The organism is Bacteroides uniformis (genome assembly GCF_025147485.1).
GTDB classification, from domain to species: Bacteria; Bacteroidota; Bacteroidia; order Bacteroidales; family Bacteroidaceae; genus Bacteroides; species Bacteroides uniformis.
Window position 1 is genome coordinate 2,251,608 of record NZ_CP102263.1, and the last position, 18,326, is coordinate 2,269,933.

Here is an 18,326-nt window from a genome sequence, read left to right on the forward strand (position 1 = left end):
TGTTTTGTATCAGAAAACACCGAAATTATTTCTACTTTTCAATAAGCCGGGCTTCACCTCTGTATTAAAAATAAGCAGGCTTATTTTGTACTGCTTTCGGTTTTGCATTATCTTTGTAACCGAACTCATCGTTACTATAATGATACTGAAACGTATATCTATACTCAATTATAAGAACTTGGAGCAGGTGGAGCTTTCATTCTCGCCCAAGTTAAACTGCTTTTTCGGACAGAACGGCATGGGGAAAACGAACCTGCTGGATGCGGTGTATTTTTTGTCTTTCTGTAAAAGTGCCGGTAATCCCATTGATTCCCAGAATATCTGCCATGATGCCGACTTCTTTGTTATTCAAGGGTTTTATGAGGCTGCCGATGGGACTCCTGAGGAAATCTACTGTGGTATGAAGAGGCGCCAGAAGAAACAGTTCAAGCGAAACAAGAAGGAGTATACGCGTTTGTCGGACCATATCGGCTTCCTGCCTTTGGTCATGGTCTCGCCTGCCGATTCGGAGTTGATAGCAGGAGGCAGTGATGAACGCCGACGTTTTATGGATGTGGTTATCTCGCAGTACGACAAAGAGTATCTGGATGCTTTGATACGGTACAATAAAGCTTTGGTGCAGCGGAATACCTTACTGAAGAGTGAACAGCCGGTGGAGGAAGAGCTCTTTCTGGTTTGGGAGGAGATGATGGCACAAGCCGGTGAAGTGGTGTTCCGTAAACGTGAGGCCTTTATCCGTGAGTTTATTCCTATTTTCCAGTCTTTCTATTCATTCATTTCGCAAGATAGGGAGAAGGTGGGATTAAGCTATGACTCCCATGCCCGCGATGCCTCTTTGCTGGAAGTGCTGAAGGAAAGCCGTGCTCGCGACCAGATTATGGGCTATTCGTTGCGCGGTGTGCACAAGGACGAGCTGAATATGCTTTTGGGAGATTTCCCCATCAAGCGTGAAGGGTCGCAGGGACAGAACAAGACTTATCTGGTAGCGTTGAAGTTGGCACAGTTTGATTTCCTGAAACGTACCGGGACCACTGTTCCCTTGTTGTTGTTGGACGATATCTTTGACAAGCTGGATGCCTCGCGTGTGGAGCAAATCATCAAGTTGGTGGCAGGCGACAGTTTTGGACAGATTTTTATAACCGATACCAACCGCGAACACCTGGACCGTATTCTGCATAAAGTGGGCAGTGATTATAAGATGTTCCGTGTGGAGCAGGGAACGGTTGCCGAAATGAAGGAGGAAGAGGCATGAAGCGCAATAATGCCGAACAGATAGGTGAACTTATCCGTCATTACCTCAGGCAGGAAAGTCTGGAGTCTCCGCTGAATGAACGGCGGCTTATCAGTGCGTGGCCCGAAGTGCTGGGGCCTACCATTGCCTCCTACACCCGTGAACTTTATATAAAGAACCAGGTGCTTTATGTGCACCTCACTTCTGCTGCTTTGCGCCAGGAACTGATGATGGGGCGCGAGTTGCTGGTGCGCAACTTGAATCGTCATGTGGGGGCCCAGGTCATAACGAATATCATATTCAGATGAGCATCCTCAGCTCATCTATTCTTTCAATCTTCAGTTCCTTTAATTCCCGGACTGCCCGGTCATAATACATCGGAGTTTCCAAATCCTTGTTGTCATGCGCATCCAGTCCGATGATAGCTGTACAGCCTTCATTGGCAGCGATTCGCCAGAACTCCGGGCACGGGTAGGTGGATAAGCCGTGCGCTTCATTGTAGGCTACATAGCCTATATTGTATTCCAACGGGACATTCAGGCGTGCAGCAGTACGGCAGATGTGCCGGCTTATGGTAGTGCAATGGTGGTCGAACTTCGGATAGGAGCGCATGAACAAGTCCGGATGGGCTAGGCAGGAGAATAATCCGCTTTCCATACCTTCGATAGCGCTCTCTTCGTAAAGTTCGAGCATGTCGCGGCTGTCCGTATGATGGCCGAAGTAGGGGAACTTTTCATCGGTGTGGTAGTGATGGTTTCCGAAGATGATATAGTCCAGTTGGTACTTCTTGATTTGTTCTTTCAGCCAATGGATATATTGGGGGAAGTATTCACATTCAAGTCCTATTCTGATGTCTATCTGGTCGTGGTATTTCTCACGGAGCGTCTTGAGACTCTCCACGTAGCCGGGGAGCTCTTCGGGGAGCATCCGCATGTCGGCTACGTAGTCAGTACGGTATTTCCAGGGAGTGTGATCCGAAAATCCGAGTATCCGGTAACCGCCTTTGATGGCGCTGAGCACATAGTCTTCGTCATTTCCGGTGGCATGCATGCAGCGTGTGGTGTGTGTATGATAATTAGTTTTCATTGCGTTATGATTTCATCCATGCGTATATCAAACGGTTCCGCAGGAACTTCTTCTACGAGTTGAAACGGGAAACAGATGCCGGCTTTGTAGGCTGATGGAATGCGGGGCAGAAGTCGGTCGTAGTAACCTTTACCGCGCCCCAGACGGTTGCCGTTACGGTCGAATGCCACGCCGGGAACCGCTATGAAGTCTATGTCTGCATAGTCGGTAAATAGCTCGCCGGTTGGTTCTTCGATGCCGTATGCGCCAGGTTTCAAGTCTTCGGGTCTGGTGTACAGCCGCAGTTCCAGGTCGTCACCTACAACTACCGGAAGCAGTATCCGCTTTTCGCGGCTCCACTTCCGGATAAATTCGTGTGTGTCCACTTCGTCTTTGAGAGAGTGGTAAAGCAGTACGGTTGTTGCCGCCCTGAAAGCAGGATGTGCCTCGAGGGCGGCAAGTATTTCAGCAGACTGACGCGTAGTGGAAGAGCTGTGTCGGGTCTTCAACAAAGCTACCTGCCTGCGCAGTTCTTTTTTCCTTTCCATCATCTTTTGTATCCTCTATGATTGGTGTCGCTTCCGGGGCTTTGGGGAATGCCTCGCCACGTTCCAGAATATCCAATGCCTTCTTGACGGTAGTATCGCTCTGGTTGATGTAGCGGATGTATTGCTCCCTTCCCAGTATGTTATAGATAATGTTGCCGTAAAGACTTCTTTCCAGTAGCTTGTAAGACTTGTGTATAAGCAGGTTGCGTCGCTTTACTCCCTTGGAGTCTGCAAAACGTACAAACTGCTCCACGATACCTTGGTGGCGAAGGTACTTCAACAAATCTTCTTCATTGTCGTATTCACTCAATTTCGCACGGTTGCGGTCGGTATACTGGAAGCTGAATTGCAGAATCAGTCCCTTGTTGCTTACTTCTATCAGGTAAGAAGATACTCCGGTTGTGTCTTGCGGAACGAATACGTCCGGCATAATGCCACCGCCGCCGTATACGGGTCTGCCCAAACCGGTAGAGTAACGCAGGTTTTCGTCCAGTTTGATGCTGTCTTTGGAGAAGAACTCGCCGTGTTCGTAACGGGTAATCCAGTCCATTTCGTATTTGCTGTCCTTGCCGTTCTCGTAGGGGCGCTGGATGCAACGGCCCGATGGGGTGTAATAACGGGCAATGGTCAGGCGGATGGCAGAACCGTCACTAAAATCGATAGGCTGCTGTACCAGTCCCTTACCGAAGGAACGGCGTCCTACGATTGTTCCGCGATCATTGTCCTGAATGGCTCCTGCAAAGATTTCACTGGCAGAAGCTGAACCTTCGTTCACCAATACTACCAGCGGCAGCTTCTGGCAACTGCCGGTACCGTTGGCATATTCCTCCATGCGGGGATATTTGCGGCCGTGGGTATATACAATCAACTTCCCTTCCGGCAGGAATTCGTTCACCATGCGTGTGGCGGCTTCCATGTATCCTCCGGTATTGTCGCGCAGGTCGATAATCAGGCCTTTGCACTTCTCGTGGCTCAGTTGGGCAATCGCATTCAGCAGCTCCACGTGTGTGGTACGTCCGAATTTGCTGATTTGTATATAGCCATAGTCATCATCAAGCATATAGGCTGCATCAATGGTGTTTTGTGGGATGTCACCGCGTGTGATGGTGAAGTCGAGCAACTCCTTTTCCGTGGCACGCTTGACGCCTAACTTCACTTGGCTTCCTTTCGGACCTTTCAGGTTGCGCATGGCCTTTTCGTTTGTCAGGCCTTTGCCTGCAAACAGACTGTCGTTGACCATTACAATGCGGTCGCCTGCCATCAGGCCCACTTTCTCGGACGGTCCGCCGGGAATCACGCTGTTTACGTGTATCGTGTCTTCTTGAATGGTGAACTGGATACCTATACCGCTGAAGCTGCCTTCAAGTTCGGAGTTTACCTCTTCCAGCTTCTGTGCGGGGATGTAGGTGGAGTGGGGGTCGAGTTCCGCCAATATCTGCGGCATGGCCTTCTCTACCAAATCGGTCATGTTGACGGTATCCACATACTGGTCATCAATAACACGCAGCAAGGCATTCAGCTTGTTGGACGAGCTATTGATGATTCCCAGTTTATTACCGGCAAAATGCCTGGCATAAAACGTTCCGATAAGGATTCCCGCGACTACGCTGATTGCGATGATGAGCGGCATAAAGCGGGAAGTATTTTTTGTACTCATGATGTTTATTTACTATTAGACTATTTACAATTTACTATTTGGCTGCGCATGCAACTTTCAACTTTCCATTTTCAACTTTTCATTATCCATTGAAATAAACACTACCTCGATGCCTGCCCGTTTCAAAAGTTCGATACCATCTTCCAGGCGGTATTTCTCGGAGTAGACTACCCGTTTGATGCCTGCCTGGATAATCAGTTTGGAGCATTCTATGCAGGGGGAGGCAGTGACGTACATGGTGGCACCGTTACTGCTGTTGTTTGAACGGGCTATTTTGGTAATGGCGTTTGCTTCGGCATGGAGCACGTATGGTTTGGTGACGTTATTCTCATCTTCGCATACATTCTCAAAACCGGAAGGGGTACCGTTGTAGCCGTCAGAGATAATCATCTTGTCTTTTACAATCAGTGCACCGACCTGGCGGCGTTGGCAATACGAATTTTCGGCCCAAATGCTTGCCATACGTATATAACGCCTATCCAATGCTTCTTGTTTGTCTTTTGTAGAATCGTCCATCATATTTATGCTTTATCGTTGCGGGGTGAATCCCATGACTCTGGTTGTCGGTCCGTCTTTAAAATAGAGGGTCAGTGAATTGGCATCCCCTTCATACTTGTACACGTTTTGCAATCCGGAGATGAATGCCTTGCCTAACGGGTCGCTTTCCGAACCGTTGATTTTCACATTGAGGCTTAGTGACTGTGATTTGCCATCGGCTTTCCAAGTTCCGTCAGCGTTTGAATGGATGCCGTGTCCTGTGACTGTTGTACCCATCAATTCTCCATTCACATCAGAACCTTCAAAATTCAAAGTGAAATTGCCTTCTATTTTAAGGAAGTCTCTGCTTTTTCTTTCAGCCTCTTCGTCTTTCCATAAACCGGAATAGAACTGTCTGTTGCTGTCTTTATTCGCGAGCCGACTTAGTTTCCATGGCTTCCCGGTGAATATTCCGATAACATCGTCCTCGTTGTCGCAACCGCTTAGCAGGGGGAGCAGCGAAAACATGAGCAACATGCAAAAGATGTTCCTTATAAGTCTCTTCATTTCTTTATTCCATTTCTGATTAATAATGCGTCGATTGTAGGCTCTTGTCCGCGGAAGCGTTTATAGAGCGTCATCGGATGTTCCGTTCCGCCTTTGGAAAGGATATTCTCTCGGAAGGAGGCGGCAGTCTCCGGGTTAAAGATGCCCGTCTGTTTGAATAGCGAGAAAGCATCTGCATCCAGCACCTCTGCCCATTTATAACTGTAATATCCGGCAGAATATCCTCCGGCAAAGATATGGGAGAACTGTGTACTCATACAGGCTTCTTCTACAGAAGGAAGAACTTGTGCTTTTTCCCAAGCCTTCTTTTCATAGGCTTTCACGTCACCTTCAAACGGGGTGTTGCGTGTGTACCAAGCCATATCGAGTAGGCCGAAGCTAACCTGGCGGAGGCAGGCGTATGCCGCGTTGAAGTTGGACGAATCCACAATGCGCTGCACCAGTTCGCCCGGTATCAGCTCTCCGGTCTGGTAATGGCGGGCAAACGTATGCAGGAATTCCTTTTCGATGGCGAAGTTCTCCATGAATTGGGAGGGGAGTTCCACAAAGTCCCAATACACGTTGGTCCCGCTCAGGCTCCCGTAGGTGGTATTGGCAAACATACCATGCAGGCTGTGGCCGAATTCGTGCAGGAAGGTTTCTACCTCGCCGAAGGTCAACAAAGCAGGTTTGTCCTGTGTCGGTTTGGTGAAGTTCATCACAATGGATATGTGGGGACGGCTGTTCTCACCGGTCTTTTCGTCAATCCACTGTTCCTTGTAGCTGGTCATCCAGGCTCCCGAGCGCTTGCCTGCTCTGGGGTGGAAGTCGGTATAGAACACGGCAAGGAATTTCCCGTCTTTGTCGAAGACTTCGTAGGCATCCACATCCTTATGATAAACGGGAATATCCGGATTCTTCTTGAAGGTGATGCCATACAGCCTGGTTGCCAGGCCGAATACGCCTTGCTTCACGTTGTTCAGCTCAAAGTAAGGGCGGAGCAGCTCATCGTCGATATTGAACTTCCGGTCTTTCAGTTTATGGGAATAGTACGCCCAGTCCCACGGCATCAGGACGAAGTCTTCTCCTTCCGCTTGGCGTGCCAGGGCTTGCACTTCTGCATATTCTTGTTTGGCGGTAGGCGTGTAAGCCTCCAGCAGTTGGTCCAGCAGCTTATACACGGACTCACTGTTTTGTGCCATGCGCTCCTGGAGGTTGTATTCGGCGAAGTTGTCATAGCCTAGGAGTTGGGCAATCTCCATACGGACATTGGCCAGTTTCTTTACAATTTCCAGGTTATTGCTGGCGTTGTCATGCGTACACTTCGTATTGTAGGCCATATATAGCTCACGGCGCAGGTCACGGCTGTCTGCGTAGGTCAGAAAAGGGCCATAGCTGGGAGCCTGCAGGGTGAATACCCAGCCTTCGACGCCTTTTTCCCCGGCTGTCTCTGCAGCGGCTTCTACCGCGCTCTCGGGCAGCCCGGCCAGTTGTGACTTGTCGGTGATGACAAGCTTGTAGTCGTTCGTTTCTTTCAGGTTGTTTTCGCTGAACTGCAGCGTCAGCAGGCTGAGCTCTTTGCATAAAGCCCGGTATTTCTCCTTATCTTCTCCCAGGAGGTTGGCACCGTTGCGTACAAAGCCGTTATAAATGTCTTCCAGCAGTTTGTGCTGTTCCGGGCTCAATGTTTCTTTGTCTTGCTGTTTGTAAACAGCTTTGATACGTGCAAACAGCTCTTCGTTCAGGCTGATGTTGTTTTCATGCTCGCTCATCATCGGCATGATTTCTTTGGCCAGTTCCTGTAGGTCATCGTCCGTTTCGGCACTGAGCAGATTGCCGAATACAGTGCTGACACGGTGGAGCATCTCACCGGACTTCTCGTAGGCCAACACTGTGTTGGCAAATGTCGGGACTTCCGGATTGCGGATGATGGCCTCTATTTCCGCATTTTGGCGGCGGATGCCTTCGCGGATGGCGGGTACGTAATCTCCGGTCTTAATCTTGTCGAACGGGACAGTGCTGTGCAGCGTGGAGTATGTTTCAAAAAAAGGATTTTGAGACGATATAGTGTTCATAAAGCAAAGCAATATTAGAGTTAGTATAATCTTCATCATGTTTAAAGGGTCTGATAAAAAACGAACTAGCTGCAAAATTGCAAAAAAAATAGGCGACTTCTGCAGAAGTCACCTATTTTTTATTATTTTCTAACTGTATATTAGCAGTTAACTGATGCCATGTGAGCAATCAAGTCAAGAACCTTGTTAGAATAACCGATTTCGTTATCATACCAAGATACAACCTTAACGAAAGTATCAGTCAAAGCGATACCAGCCTTAGCGTCGAAGATAGAAGTGCGAGTGTCACCCAAGAAGTCAGAAGAAACAACTGCATCTTCAGTGTAACCCAGAACACCCTTCAATTCGCCTTCAGAAGCTTCCTTCATGGCAGCGCAGATTTCAGCGTAAGTAGCGGGCTTAGCCAAGTTAACTGTCAAGTCAACTACAGATACGTCCAAAGTCGGAACACGCATAGACATACCAGTCAGTTTGCCGTTCAATGCCGGGATAACTTTACCTACAGCCTTAGCAGCACCGGTAGAAGACGGGATAATGTTGCCGGAAGCAGCACGACCACCTCTCCAGTCTTTCATAGAAGGACCGTCAACTGTCTTCTGAGTAGCAGTTGTAGAGTGAACAGTAGTCATCAAACCGTCAGTGATACCCCATTTGTCGTTCAATACCTTAGCGATAGGAGCCAAGCAGTTGGTAGTACAAGAAGCGTTAGATACGAATTGAGTACCCTTAACGTAAGTCTTTTCGTTAACACCGCAAACGAACATCGGAGTGTCGTCCTTAGAAGGAGCAGACATTACAACATATTTTGCGCCGGCTTCGATGTGAGCTTGAGCTTTGTCTTTGCTCAAGAACAAGCCAGTAGATTCAACAACGTATTCTGCCTCTACTTCGTTCCATTTCAAGTCAGCCGGGTTTCTTTCTGCAGTGATGCGGATAGCCTGACCGTTAACGATCAGCTTGCTGTTTTCAACATCAGCTTCGATAGTACCGTCGAACTGGCCGTGCATAGTGTCATACTTCAGCATGTAAGCCAAGTAATCTACCGGGCAAAGGTCGTTGATACCTACGATCTGAATATCGTTTCTCTTCATTGCAGCGCGGAATACGAAACGTCCGATACGTCCGAATCCATTAATACCTACTTTAATCATTTTGTTTAAACTTTTAAGGGTTTTATAATGTTTAAAAATAAACTTTCGCTTACTAATTGCAATTCTTTCTGATTTGCGGTGCAAAAGTAAGAAAATGTTTTTATATTCGTAACCAAAATCATAATTAAATAATTGAAAAGATGGGAAAAAGTTCATTTTTACAGGAATTTAAGGCTTTTGCCATGAAGGGCAATGTGATAGACATGGCCGTCGGTGTGATTATCGGTGGGGCATTCGGAAAAATCGTCTCCTCCATTGTGGCAGATGTGATTATGCCTCCTATCGGGCTGCTGGTGGGCGGTGTCAACTTTACAGACTTGAAGTGGGTGCTGAAACCTGCCGAAATGGTGGACGGAAAAGAAATTGCTGCCGTGACCCTGAATTACGGTAATTTCTTGCAGGTCACCTTCGACTTCCTGATTATAGCATTCTCTATCTTCATGTTCATAAAGTTGTTGACCAAGCTGACTGAAAAGAAGAAAGAAGAGGCACCTGCCGCTCCTCCGGCTCCCCCTGCCCCGAGCAAGGAAGAGGTGCTGCTGACCGAAATCCGTGATTTGCTGAAAGAAAAGTAATATCGAAGCGGAACTTCATAGGGATGTCAAAACCCTCTTGACGCTTTTTTTAGGCGCGGAATTCTAAGACCTACACAAGTTTTTGCACAGGAAACTTGCGTAGGTCTTAGAATTCCGCGCCTAATATTATAACATGATGAAAGCGTTCATGGCTTTTGATACATTCCCTAATGCATTTAACTCTCCCCGGTACCGCCGGAAACTGTCCCTTTTTATACTAAGCAGTAATCTTACCACAGCCGTGGTAAGAAAATAACATTGCTGTGGTAAGCAAGTTGCATAGCTGTGGTAAGAAAACAGCACGGTTGTAGTAAGAATAGCTTTTAGTATCCTTGTGGATAGTTCTAGCCTGAAATTAAAGCTGTTTTTAGTAAAAAAACGTTTTTCTGTCACATTATCCCTGATAATTCCTTTACTTTTTCTACTTTTGCAAATCATTTATTAAAGTCTATACGGATTTATATGCAAGAGAAGATTATTATTCTTGATTTCGGTTCGCAAACCACGCAGCTCATCGGCCGCCGGCTGCGCGAATTGAATGTCTATTGCGAGATTGTACCTTACAACAAATTTCCATACGGAGATGAGAGTGTAAAAGGAGTTATCCTTTCGGGTAGCCCCTTTTCTGTTTATGATAAGAGTGCATTCAAGGTAGATTTGAGCGGGATTCGTGGGAAATACCCCATTCTGGGTATCTGCTACGGTGCGCAGTTTATCTCCTACAGCAACGGTGGACGGGTGGAGCCGGCAGGAACCCGCGAGTACGGACGTGCCCATCTCGGTTCTTTCGATTCGGAGAATGTCCTTTTCAAAGGGGTAAGGAAGAATACCCAAGTATGGATGAGCCATGGAGACACGATTACAGCCATTCCCGACAACTTCAAGATTATAGCTTCTACGGACAAGGTAGCGATTGCTGCTTACCAGGTGTCCGGCGAGGAGATGTGGGGAGTGCAGTTCCATCCGGAAGTATTTCATAGCGAGGACGGTACGCAGATGCTGCGCAACTTCGTGGTGGACGTATGCGGTTGCAGCCAGAGCTGGAGCGCCGCATCGTTTGTAGATACTACTGTGGCCGAACTGAAGGAGCAGCTTGGCAACGACCGAGTTATCCTGGGACTGAGTGGCGGTGTGGATTCTTCGGTAGCCGCCGTGTTGCTGCATCGTGCCATTGGCAAGAACTTGACCTGTATCTTTGTGGACCACGGACTGCTTCGCAAGAATGAGTTCAAGAATGTGATGCACGACTACGAATGCCTGGGACTGAACGTGATTGGCGTGGATGCCAGCGAGAAGTTCTTCAAGGATTTGGAGGGAGTGACCGAGCCTGAGCAAAAGCGTAAAATCATCGGCCGCGATTTTATCGAGGTCTTCGATGCCGAAGCGCACAAGATAACCGATGCCCGTTGGTTGGCACAAGGCACCATTTATCCCGACCGCATCGAGAGCCTAAACATTACGGGCAAGACCATCAAGAGCCATCACAACGTGGGCGGTCTGCCCGAGGAGATGAACCTCCGTCTGTGCGAACCGTTGCAGTGGCTGTTCAAGGACGAAGTACGCCGCGTGGGACGCGAATTGGGAATGCCCGAACATTTGATTACCCGTCATCCTTTCCCCGGTCCGGGACTGGCTGTCCGCATCCTGGGGGATATAACACCGGAGAAGGTGCATACTTTGCAGGAAGCCGACGATATTTTCATTCAGGGCTTGCGTGACTGGAAAGTGCAGGATGCCGACGGCAACGAGACATCGCTCTACCATCAGGTCTGGCAGGCGGGCGTCATTCTTCTGCCCGTACAGAGTGTGGGCGTGATGGGCGACGAACGCACCTATGAACGTGCAGTGGCCTTGCGTGCCGTCACTTCCACCGATGCCATGACAGCCGACTGGGCGCATCTGCCCTACGAATTCCTGGGTAAGGTGTCCAACGACATTATAAATAAGGTGAAAGGTGTGAACCGCGTGACCTATGACATCTCTTCAAAACCACCCAGCACAATAGAATGGGAATAAGACCTACTGAAATTATTAACTTAAAAACAATATAGAAGAATGAAGCAGGATATGATTGTGATTCTGGATTTGGGAAGCCATGAGAACACAGTGCTTGCCCGGGCGATTCGTGCGTTGGGAGTATATAGCGAAATCTACCCGCACGACATTACTGCCGCCGAACTGAAGGCCTTGCCGAATGTGAAAGGCATCATCATCAACGGCGGCCCCAACAATGTGGTTGACGGGGTGTCCATCGACGTGTTGCCCGAGATTTACGAAGCGGGATTCCCCGTAATGGCTGCCGGACACGACAAGGCGCTGTGCGAAGTGAAGCTGCCGCAGTTTACGGATGATGTGGAAGCCATCAAGGAGGCTGTGAAATCTTTCGTATTCGATACTTGCAAGGCTGAGGCGAACTGGAACATGACGAATTTCGTCAACGACCAGGTGGAGTTGATACGTCGTCAGGTGGGCGACCGTAAGGTGCTGCTGGCACTGTCCGGTGGTGTGGATAGCTCCGTGGTGGCCGCTTTGCTGCTGAAAGCCATCGGAGACAAGCTGGTTTGCGTACACGTGAACCACGGACTGATGCGTAAGGGCGAATCGGAAGCCGTGGTGGAAATCTTTGGCAAGGAGCTGAAAGCTAACTTGATATACGTGGATGCTACAGACCGTTTCCTCTCCAAGCTGGAAAACGTGGCTGACCCGGAAGAAAAGCGCAAGATTATCGGCGGAGAGTTTATCCGTGTCTTTGAGGAAGAAGCCCGCAAGCTGGACGGTATCGACTTCCTGGGACAAGGTACCATCTATCCCGATATTGTAGAGAGTGGCACAAAAACAGCCAAGATGGTGAAGTCTCATCACAACGTAGGCGGTCTGCCCGAGGATTTGCAGTTTGAATTGGTGGAGCCGTTGCGCCAGCTGTTCAAGGACGAAGTACGTGCATGCGGTGTAGAGCTTGGATTGCCGTACGAGATGGTTTACCGTCAGCCGTTCCCCGGTCCCGGATTGGGAGTACGTTGTCTGGGAGCCATTACCCGTGACCGCTTGGAGGCTGTACGCGAGTCGGATGCCATTCTGCGTGAGGAATTCCAACTGGCAGGCCTGGATAAGAAGGTATGGCAGTATTTCACTGTGGTGCCCGATTTCAAATCTGTGGGTGTACGCGACAATGCACGTTCGTTCGACTGGCCCGTCATTATCCGTGCCGTCAACACAGTGGATGCCATGACCGCTACCATTGAGCCGGTGGACTGGCCCATCCTAATGAAGATTACCGACCGTATTCTCAAGGAAGTGAAAACCGTCAATCGCGTTTGTTATGATATGTCTCCGAAACCCAATGCGACTATCGAGTGGGAGTGAGATTGACCAATGATAATGATAGCCTCACCTTAAAAACGGTGGGGCTGTTTTTTTTATAACAAAACAACAAAGAATAGAACAATGAAACTTTTATGTATGATTGCTGTCTTTTTGTGCATCCCCTGGGTAGCCTCTGACGCACAGAAGCAGGACTGGGGAAATTTGAAACGCTATGCAGAGGCAAACAAGGAACTGGTACGGAAGGGAAAACAGAAGGACCGGGTGGTTTTTATGGGCAACTCCATCACGGAAGGATGGGTGGCAAACGATGCCGCTTTCTTTGAAGACAACGGTTATGTGGGCCGTGGTATAGGCGGGCAGACTTCTTCCCATTTCCTGCTCCGTTTTCGCGAAGATGTCATCAAGCTTGCTCCGGCGCTGGTCGTGATAAATGCAGGTACCAATGACATTGCGGAAAATGCAGGCGCTTATAATGAAGAATACACTTTTGGAAATATAGTGTCTATGGTAGAGCTGGCACGGGCCAATAAGATAAAGGTGATTTTGACGTCTGTGTTGCCTGCCGCTGCCTTTGGCTGGAATCCTTCGGTGAAGGATGCTCCGCAAAAGATAATGCAGCTGAATGCCAGAATCCGGAAGTATGCCCAGGAAAACAAGATTCCTTATGTCGACTATTACAGTGAGATGGTGGAAGGCGACAATAAGGCTCTGAACTCCTCGTATACCCGGGATGGGGTACACCCCACTCTAGAAGGGTATAAAGTGATGGAAGCCTTGATAAAGAAAGCGATAGACAAGGTGTTGTAGGAAATCTCGGTTCAGGTGGCCTATAAGAGCTTTTCTGCGTCGGGAATCATCATCTCGCCTCTGTGCAGTTCGAGCAGGCCTTTCTCCTGCATGCTGTTCAACGCTCTTGATACTCCCATACGGGTATCATTGACCACCTGAGCCAATTCTTCCATTTTTATTTTCAGTATTTTCCTGCCTGACGGACGTTCGATATGTGTCAGGATAAAGTTGCCGATACGTTTCTCAAGGTTGTCGGTGCTTTCTGCCCAAAGACGGCTGTTTAGGCTTTGGGCGCGGTTGCTGATGATATTCATGTAATTCAGGCGGAATATGTCATATTTGAACAATTCGCTCATGACGAAAGCCTTGCTGATGCTCACTGTGTGGGTCTCGGTTTGGGCGGTATAGGCCGAGACGTAGGAGGTGCTCATCCCGAACAGAGATTGTGGCTCGATGACATAAGGTGCCTGAAAATATTCCGTGGAGCTGTATGATGTATTCGCAGATGAAGTACATGAGGAGATTTCACCTTTCAATACGAATATCAGTTGACTGCATGTGTCACCGGCTTTCACGATAACTTCGCCGGCTTTATGCTTTGTAAAGCTCAGCTTGACTTTCCCCAGGATATTGGTAAAGTCTTCTTGTGCGAGTCCTTGAAAGAGTGGCAGTTGCAGTAATGTATCAAACATTGTATTCATAATGCTTTTTCTTCTTGTTTTGAAACAAAAGTAGATATTATCAAGGTGTACTGTAAACTCTTTGCCCCTCTTTTTGTTTTTTTTATTGTTTCTTAAACGTGCTATTCAATCCTTGTAGACGAATCCTCATCCTTCTCCTCTTCCTTCTTATCGTCCTCATCCTCATTGTTTTCCTCATCTTCGTCTTCCTCTTCGTCTTCCTCTCCGGCAAACGGATCGGGCCGTTGGGGACCGTATTCCATAAAGCCTATGGCGCATAGCGTGCCTGCTATGGCTCCGCTAAGGTGTCCTTCCCAGGAAGTGGTGGCTTTGGCAAATTGTGGGAACATATTCCATACCAGGCCGCCATATAGGAACGTTATCAACAGTGAAATGGCGATAAGCGGTACATGTTTGCGCAGAATGCCGCTGAAGAACAGAAAAAAAGCCAGTCCGTATATGATGCCGCTGGCTCCGATATGCCATCCCGGTTTCCCTATAAGAAAGGTAAGCGCACCGCATCCTATCCAAATGGCAAAGAAGATGTAGGGGGCTATATGCCGGTAGAAATAGAACAGACACCACATCAGGAAAAAGAGTGGAATCGTATTGGCGAACAGATGCTTGAAACTGCTGTGTACCAGTGGATGTGCGAAAATTCCGAACACGCCCCGCTGTTCCATCGGATATACTCCCAGTCGTGTGAAGTTCCAATCCATGCCTGTCTCCAAAAACTTTAAAATGTATAAAATGAATAGCAGGAATAGGGGTATAACCGCCGCCAATGCCATTCTGCGTATATCATGCTTCATATTTCGTACAGTGATTGCTATTTTTGTACAATACTACGGAATATTTGACGAAAACCGAAAAAAAACTGACTTTTTATTTTGCCTATAAGCTTTAATTCGTATTTTTGGGCATCGCTACATGGCTTGTAGCGCATATACCGAAATAATTAACCTTTAAATAATGCACAACTATGAGTTATTTACGATTTGACAAGACCCTGATGATTAATCTGCAAGAATCTTTGCCAAGGGAGATATTGCGGACGAATAGGTCGGGAGCCTATCATTGTACAACAATTGTAGATTGTAACACACGCAAATATCACGGTCTGTTGGTGATACCGGTCCCCAACCTCGATGATGAAAACCATGTGCTGCTGTCTTCTTTGGATGAAACTGTAATTCAGCACGGTGCGGAGTTCAACCTGGGGTTGCATAAGTATCAAGGAAACCACTTCAGTCCTAACGGGCACAAGTATATCCGAGAGTTTGACTGTGAAAATATCCCCACAACTACCTATCGTGTAGGAGGCGTCATCCTTCGTAAGGAAAAGATTTTCGTACACCATGAAAATCGGATTCTGATTCGTTATACCTTGGTCGATGCCCATTCGGCAACCACACTTCGTTTCCGCCCTTTCCTGGCATTCCGCAGTGTGCGCGAGTACACGCACGAAAATGCGCAGGCAAGCCGCGACTACCAGTTGGTAGAGAATGGCATTAAAACCTGCATGTATCCCGGTTATCCGGAGTTGTTCATGCAGCTCAACAAAAAGAATGAGTTCCACTTCCAGCCTGACTGGTATCGTGGTATCGAGTATCCCAAAGAACAGGAACGCGGATATGACTTCAACGAAGACCTTTATGTGCCGGGATATTTTGAAGTGGATATAAAGAAAGGGGAAAGCGTTGTCTTCTCCGCCGGTATCTCCGAGATTTCTCCCCGCAAGCTGAAGCAGACTTTTGAGTCCGAGGTGGCCGACCGCACTCCGCGTGACAGTTTTTACCACTGTCTGAAAAACTCGGCGCACCAGTTTCACAACAAGCAGGGGGAGGAGCATTATGTGCTTGCAGGCTATCCTTGGTTCAAGTGTCGCGCCCGTGACTTGTTCATCTCCCTGCCGGGTCTTACTTTGGCCTTAGGCGAGCAAGATGAATTTGAAGACGTGATGAAAACAGCCGAAAAGGCTATCCGTGAGTTTATCAATGGAGAACCTTCCTCCTATAAGATATACGAGATGGAGCATCCGGATGTGCTGCTGTGGGCTGTCTGGGCTTTACAGCAGTATGCCAAGGAGACTTCGCGTGAAAATTGCCGGCAGATGTACGGTAATCTTCTCGAGGAGATTGTTGACTATATCCATGAACGCAGGCATGACAATCTCTTCCTGCACGAAAACGGACTGTTGTATACCAATGGCACCGAGAAAGCGGTTACCTGGATGAACTCTACCGCCAATGGCCGCCCGGTTATTCCACGTACGGGCTACATTGTAGAAGTGAATGCACTGTGGTACAATGCCCTGCGTTTTGTAGCCGATATGGTTCGGGAGGGGGGCAATGAAATTCTTGCCGATACACTGGACGCTCAGGCAGAAATCACCGGAAAGTCTTTCGTAGACGTCTTCCGCAATGAGTATGGCTATCTGTTCGACTATGTGGATGGTTATATGATGGACTGGAGCGTACGTCCCAACATGATATTTACCGTTGCCTTTGACTATTCTCCGTTGGATAGGGCCCAGAAGAAACAGGTGCTTGATATTGTGACGAAAGAACTGTTGACTCCGAAGGGCTTGCGTACACTGAGCCCCAAGAGTGGCGGATACAATCCGAATTATGTAGGTCCTCAGATTCAAAGAGATTATGCCTATCATCAGGGTACGGCATGGCCGTGGCTGATGGGTTTCTACATGGAAGCATATCTGCGTATCTATAAAGTGAGTGGCGTGTCGTTTGTAGAGAGATACCTCATCGGTATGGAAGATGAAATGACTTCCCACTGTATTGGCGCATTGCCCGAACTCTTCGATGGTAATCCTCCGTTTGTTGGAAGAGGGGCGGTGTCATTTGCCATGAATACGGCGGAAATCCTGCGTATCTTGAAGTTATTGTCTAAGTATAATTTATAATAGGAGGAACGAAGATGAAAGTTTTAATGTTTGGATGGGAATTTCCTCCCAAAATATATGGTGGTCTTGCGGTTGCTTCTTATGGAATAACTAAGGGATTAAGTTTGCAGGGTGATGTGGAAACTACTTTCTGCATGCCCAAGCCGACGGGCGAAGAAGAGGACTTCTTGAAGATAGTGGGCATGAACCAGGTGCCTATCGTGTGGCGTGATGTCGATTACAATTATTTGAAGTCGAGGCTGACGCGCAACATGACGCCGGAAGATTATTATTCTTTTCGTGACCATATCTATTCGGATTTCTCTTATATGCACGTCAATGACATAGGCTGCATGGACTTTGCCGGCGGTTATCCCGGCAACCTGCACGAAGAGATAAACAACTTCTCGGTGATTGCCGGAGTAGTGGCTCGCCAGCAGGAATTTGATATTATTCATGCCCACGACTGGCTGACGTATCCCGCCGGAGTGCATGCCAAGATGGTGAGCGGAAAGCCGCTCTGCATCCATGTCCATGCTACTGACTTTGACCGTTCACGTGGAAAAGTCAATCCTACCGTCTATTCTATGGAGAAGAACGGTATGGATTATGCCGACTGCATCATGTGCGTGTCCGAACTGACCCGCCGCACGGTTATTGAGCAGTACCATCAGAACCCCAAGAAGGTGTTTGCCATGCACAATGCCGTCTATCCTCTCTCGCAGGAATACCAGGACATTCCACGTCCCGACCATTCCAAAGAGAAGATTGTGACATTCCTGGGCCGTATCACCATGCAGAAGGGACCGGAATACTTTGTGGAAGCAGCTTCGCTGGTATTGCAGCGTGCCCGCAACATCCGCTTTGTTATGGCCGGTTCGGGAGATATGATGGATGCCATGATTAATCTGGCAGCCGAGCGGGGCATCGCCGACCGGTTCCACTTCCCGGGCTTCATGAAGGGAAAGCAGGTATATGAGGTTTACAAGAACAGTGATGTATTCGTTATGCCTTCCGTTTCCGAGCCTTTCGGTATCGCTCCGCTGGAAGCCATGCAGTGTGGGACTCCTTCCATCATTTCCAAGCAGTCGGGATGCGGTGAAATTCTTGATAAGGTCATTAAGACCGATTATTGGGACATTCATGCAATGGCCGATGCCATTTATTCCCTCTGCACTAATCCCGCTCTCTTCCAATATCTGCAGGAGGAAGGCAGGAAAGAAGTGGATGGAATCACGTGGGAAAAAGTAGGCTTGAGAATCCGCGCCCTCTACGAGGATGTGTTAAGAAACTATGGTAAATAACA

At 48.2% G+C, this 18,326-nt stretch carries 17 protein-coding genes; 8 read left to right on the forward strand and 9 right to left on the reverse strand.

The annotated features are described in order from the left end of the window. Positions 1-139 precede the first annotated feature (139 nt). Entirely contained in the window at positions 140-1,252 is a 1,113-nt protein-coding gene (gene recF, locus NQ510_RS08635; RefSeq protein WP_005823617.1) for a DNA replication/repair protein RecF, read from the forward strand. Continuing rightward, on the forward strand, positions 1,249-1,539 hold the full coding sequence (locus NQ510_RS08640; protein ID WP_005823615.1) for a DUF721 domain-containing protein: 291 nt from the start codon (positions 1,249-1,251) through the stop codon (positions 1,537-1,539). Before recF ends, NQ510_RS08640 begins: the two co-directional genes overlap by 4 nt. Here the strand turns inward: NQ510_RS08640 and NQ510_RS08645 are convergent. The 7 genes from NQ510_RS08645 to gap form a co-directional block, all read right to left on the reverse strand. Then, positions 1,532-2,317 carry a histidinol-phosphatase gene (locus tag NQ510_RS08645; RefSeq protein ID WP_034525313.1) on the reverse strand — a complete coding sequence of 262 codons (786 nt, stop codon included), beginning with the start codon at positions 2,315-2,317 and terminating at the stop codon, positions 1,532-1,534. The genes NQ510_RS08640 and NQ510_RS08645 overlap by 8 nt on opposite strands. After that, a complete protein-coding gene (locus NQ510_RS08650) occupies positions 2,314-2,844 on the reverse strand; it encodes a 5-formyltetrahydrofolate cyclo-ligase (RefSeq protein WP_034525311.1) in 531 nt (176 codons plus the stop codon). Before NQ510_RS08650 ends, NQ510_RS08645 begins: the two co-directional genes overlap by 4 nt. After that, on the reverse strand, positions 2,762-4,501 hold the full coding sequence (locus NQ510_RS08655) for a S41 family peptidase (RefSeq protein ID WP_034525309.1): 1,740 nt from the start codon (positions 4,499-4,501) through the stop codon (positions 2,762-2,764). The genes NQ510_RS08650 and NQ510_RS08655 overlap by 83 nt, the downstream gene beginning before the upstream one ends. Positions 4,502-4,558: 57 nt before the next feature. Then, positions 4,559-5,017 (reverse strand): deoxycytidylate deaminase, encoded by a 459-nt coding sequence (locus tag NQ510_RS08660; protein WP_005835453.1) that lies wholly within the window; start codon positions 5,015-5,017, stop codon positions 4,559-4,561. Between the two features lie 12 nt (positions 5,018-5,029). Beyond that, complete coding sequence (locus NQ510_RS08665; RefSeq protein WP_005823604.1) at positions 5,030-5,545, reverse strand: DUF4847 family protein; 516 nt, start codon at positions 5,543-5,545, stop codon at positions 5,030-5,032. Beyond that, positions 5,542-7,599 (reverse strand): M3 family metallopeptidase, encoded by a 2,058-nt coding sequence (locus tag NQ510_RS08670; protein ID WP_034525308.1) that lies wholly within the window; start codon positions 7,597-7,599, stop codon positions 5,542-5,544. Before NQ510_RS08670 ends, NQ510_RS08665 begins: the two co-directional genes overlap by 4 nt. Before the next feature lie 140 nt (positions 7,600-7,739). After that, positions 7,740-8,750 (reverse strand): type I glyceraldehyde-3-phosphate dehydrogenase, encoded by a 1,011-nt coding sequence (gap, locus tag NQ510_RS08675; protein WP_005835458.1) that lies wholly within the window; start codon positions 8,748-8,750, stop codon positions 7,740-7,742. 140 nt (positions 8,751-8,890) lie between these two features. Between gap and mscL the strand changes: the two genes are divergently transcribed. The 4 genes from mscL to NQ510_RS08695 all read left to right on the forward strand — a co-directional run bounded on the left by mscL (position 8,891) and on the right by NQ510_RS08695 (position 13,456). Beyond that, a complete protein-coding gene (gene mscL / locus NQ510_RS08680; RefSeq protein WP_005835461.1) occupies positions 8,891-9,325 on the forward strand; it encodes a large-conductance mechanosensitive channel protein MscL in 435 nt (144 codons plus the stop codon). A 462-nt stretch (positions 9,326-9,787) separates the two neighbouring features. Next, positions 9,788-11,341 carry a glutamine-hydrolyzing GMP synthase gene (guaA, locus tag NQ510_RS08685; protein WP_005823593.1) on the forward strand — a complete coding sequence of 518 codons (1,554 nt, stop codon included), beginning with the start codon at positions 9,788-9,790 and terminating at the stop codon, positions 11,339-11,341. A gap of 39 nt (positions 11,342-11,380) precedes the next feature. After that, positions 11,381-12,688 (forward strand): glutamine-hydrolyzing GMP synthase, encoded by a 1,308-nt coding sequence (gene guaA, locus NQ510_RS08690; protein WP_005823591.1) that lies wholly within the window; start codon positions 11,381-11,383, stop codon positions 12,686-12,688. 81 nt (positions 12,689-12,769) lie between these two features. After that, entirely contained in the window at positions 12,770-13,456 is a 687-nt protein-coding gene (locus tag NQ510_RS08695) for an SGNH/GDSL hydrolase family protein (protein ID WP_005823589.1), read from the forward strand. Between the two features lie 20 nt (positions 13,457-13,476). Here the strand turns inward: NQ510_RS08695 and NQ510_RS08700 are convergent, their stop codons facing one another. Then, the gene (locus tag NQ510_RS08700; protein WP_005823588.1) at positions 13,477-14,139 is read right to left on the reverse strand and encodes a Crp/Fnr family transcriptional regulator; all 663 of its coding nucleotides are present in this window, start codon (positions 14,137-14,139) and stop codon (positions 13,477-13,479) included. Positions 14,140-14,240: 101 nt separating this feature from the next. Next, entirely contained in the window at positions 14,241-14,930 is a 690-nt protein-coding gene (locus NQ510_RS08705; protein ID WP_005823585.1) for a rhomboid family intramembrane serine protease, read from the reverse strand. A 170-nt stretch (positions 14,931-15,100) separates the two neighbouring features. On the opposite strand from NQ510_RS08705, the gene NQ510_RS08710 reads away from it, so the two are divergent. Together NQ510_RS08710 and NQ510_RS08715 are read left to right on the forward strand one after the other, a co-directional pair. Then, positions 15,101-17,041, forward strand: a complete 1,941-nt coding sequence (locus NQ510_RS08710) for a glycogen debranching enzyme N-terminal domain-containing protein (protein WP_005823580.1) — start codon at positions 15,101-15,103, stop codon at positions 17,039-17,041. 14 nt (positions 17,042-17,055) lie between these two features. Beyond that, positions 17,056-18,324 (forward strand): glycosyltransferase family 4 protein, encoded by a 1,269-nt coding sequence (locus tag NQ510_RS08715; RefSeq protein WP_005823578.1) that lies wholly within the window; start codon positions 17,056-17,058, stop codon positions 18,322-18,324. The last annotated feature ends 2 nt before the right edge of the window (positions 18,325-18,326 follow it).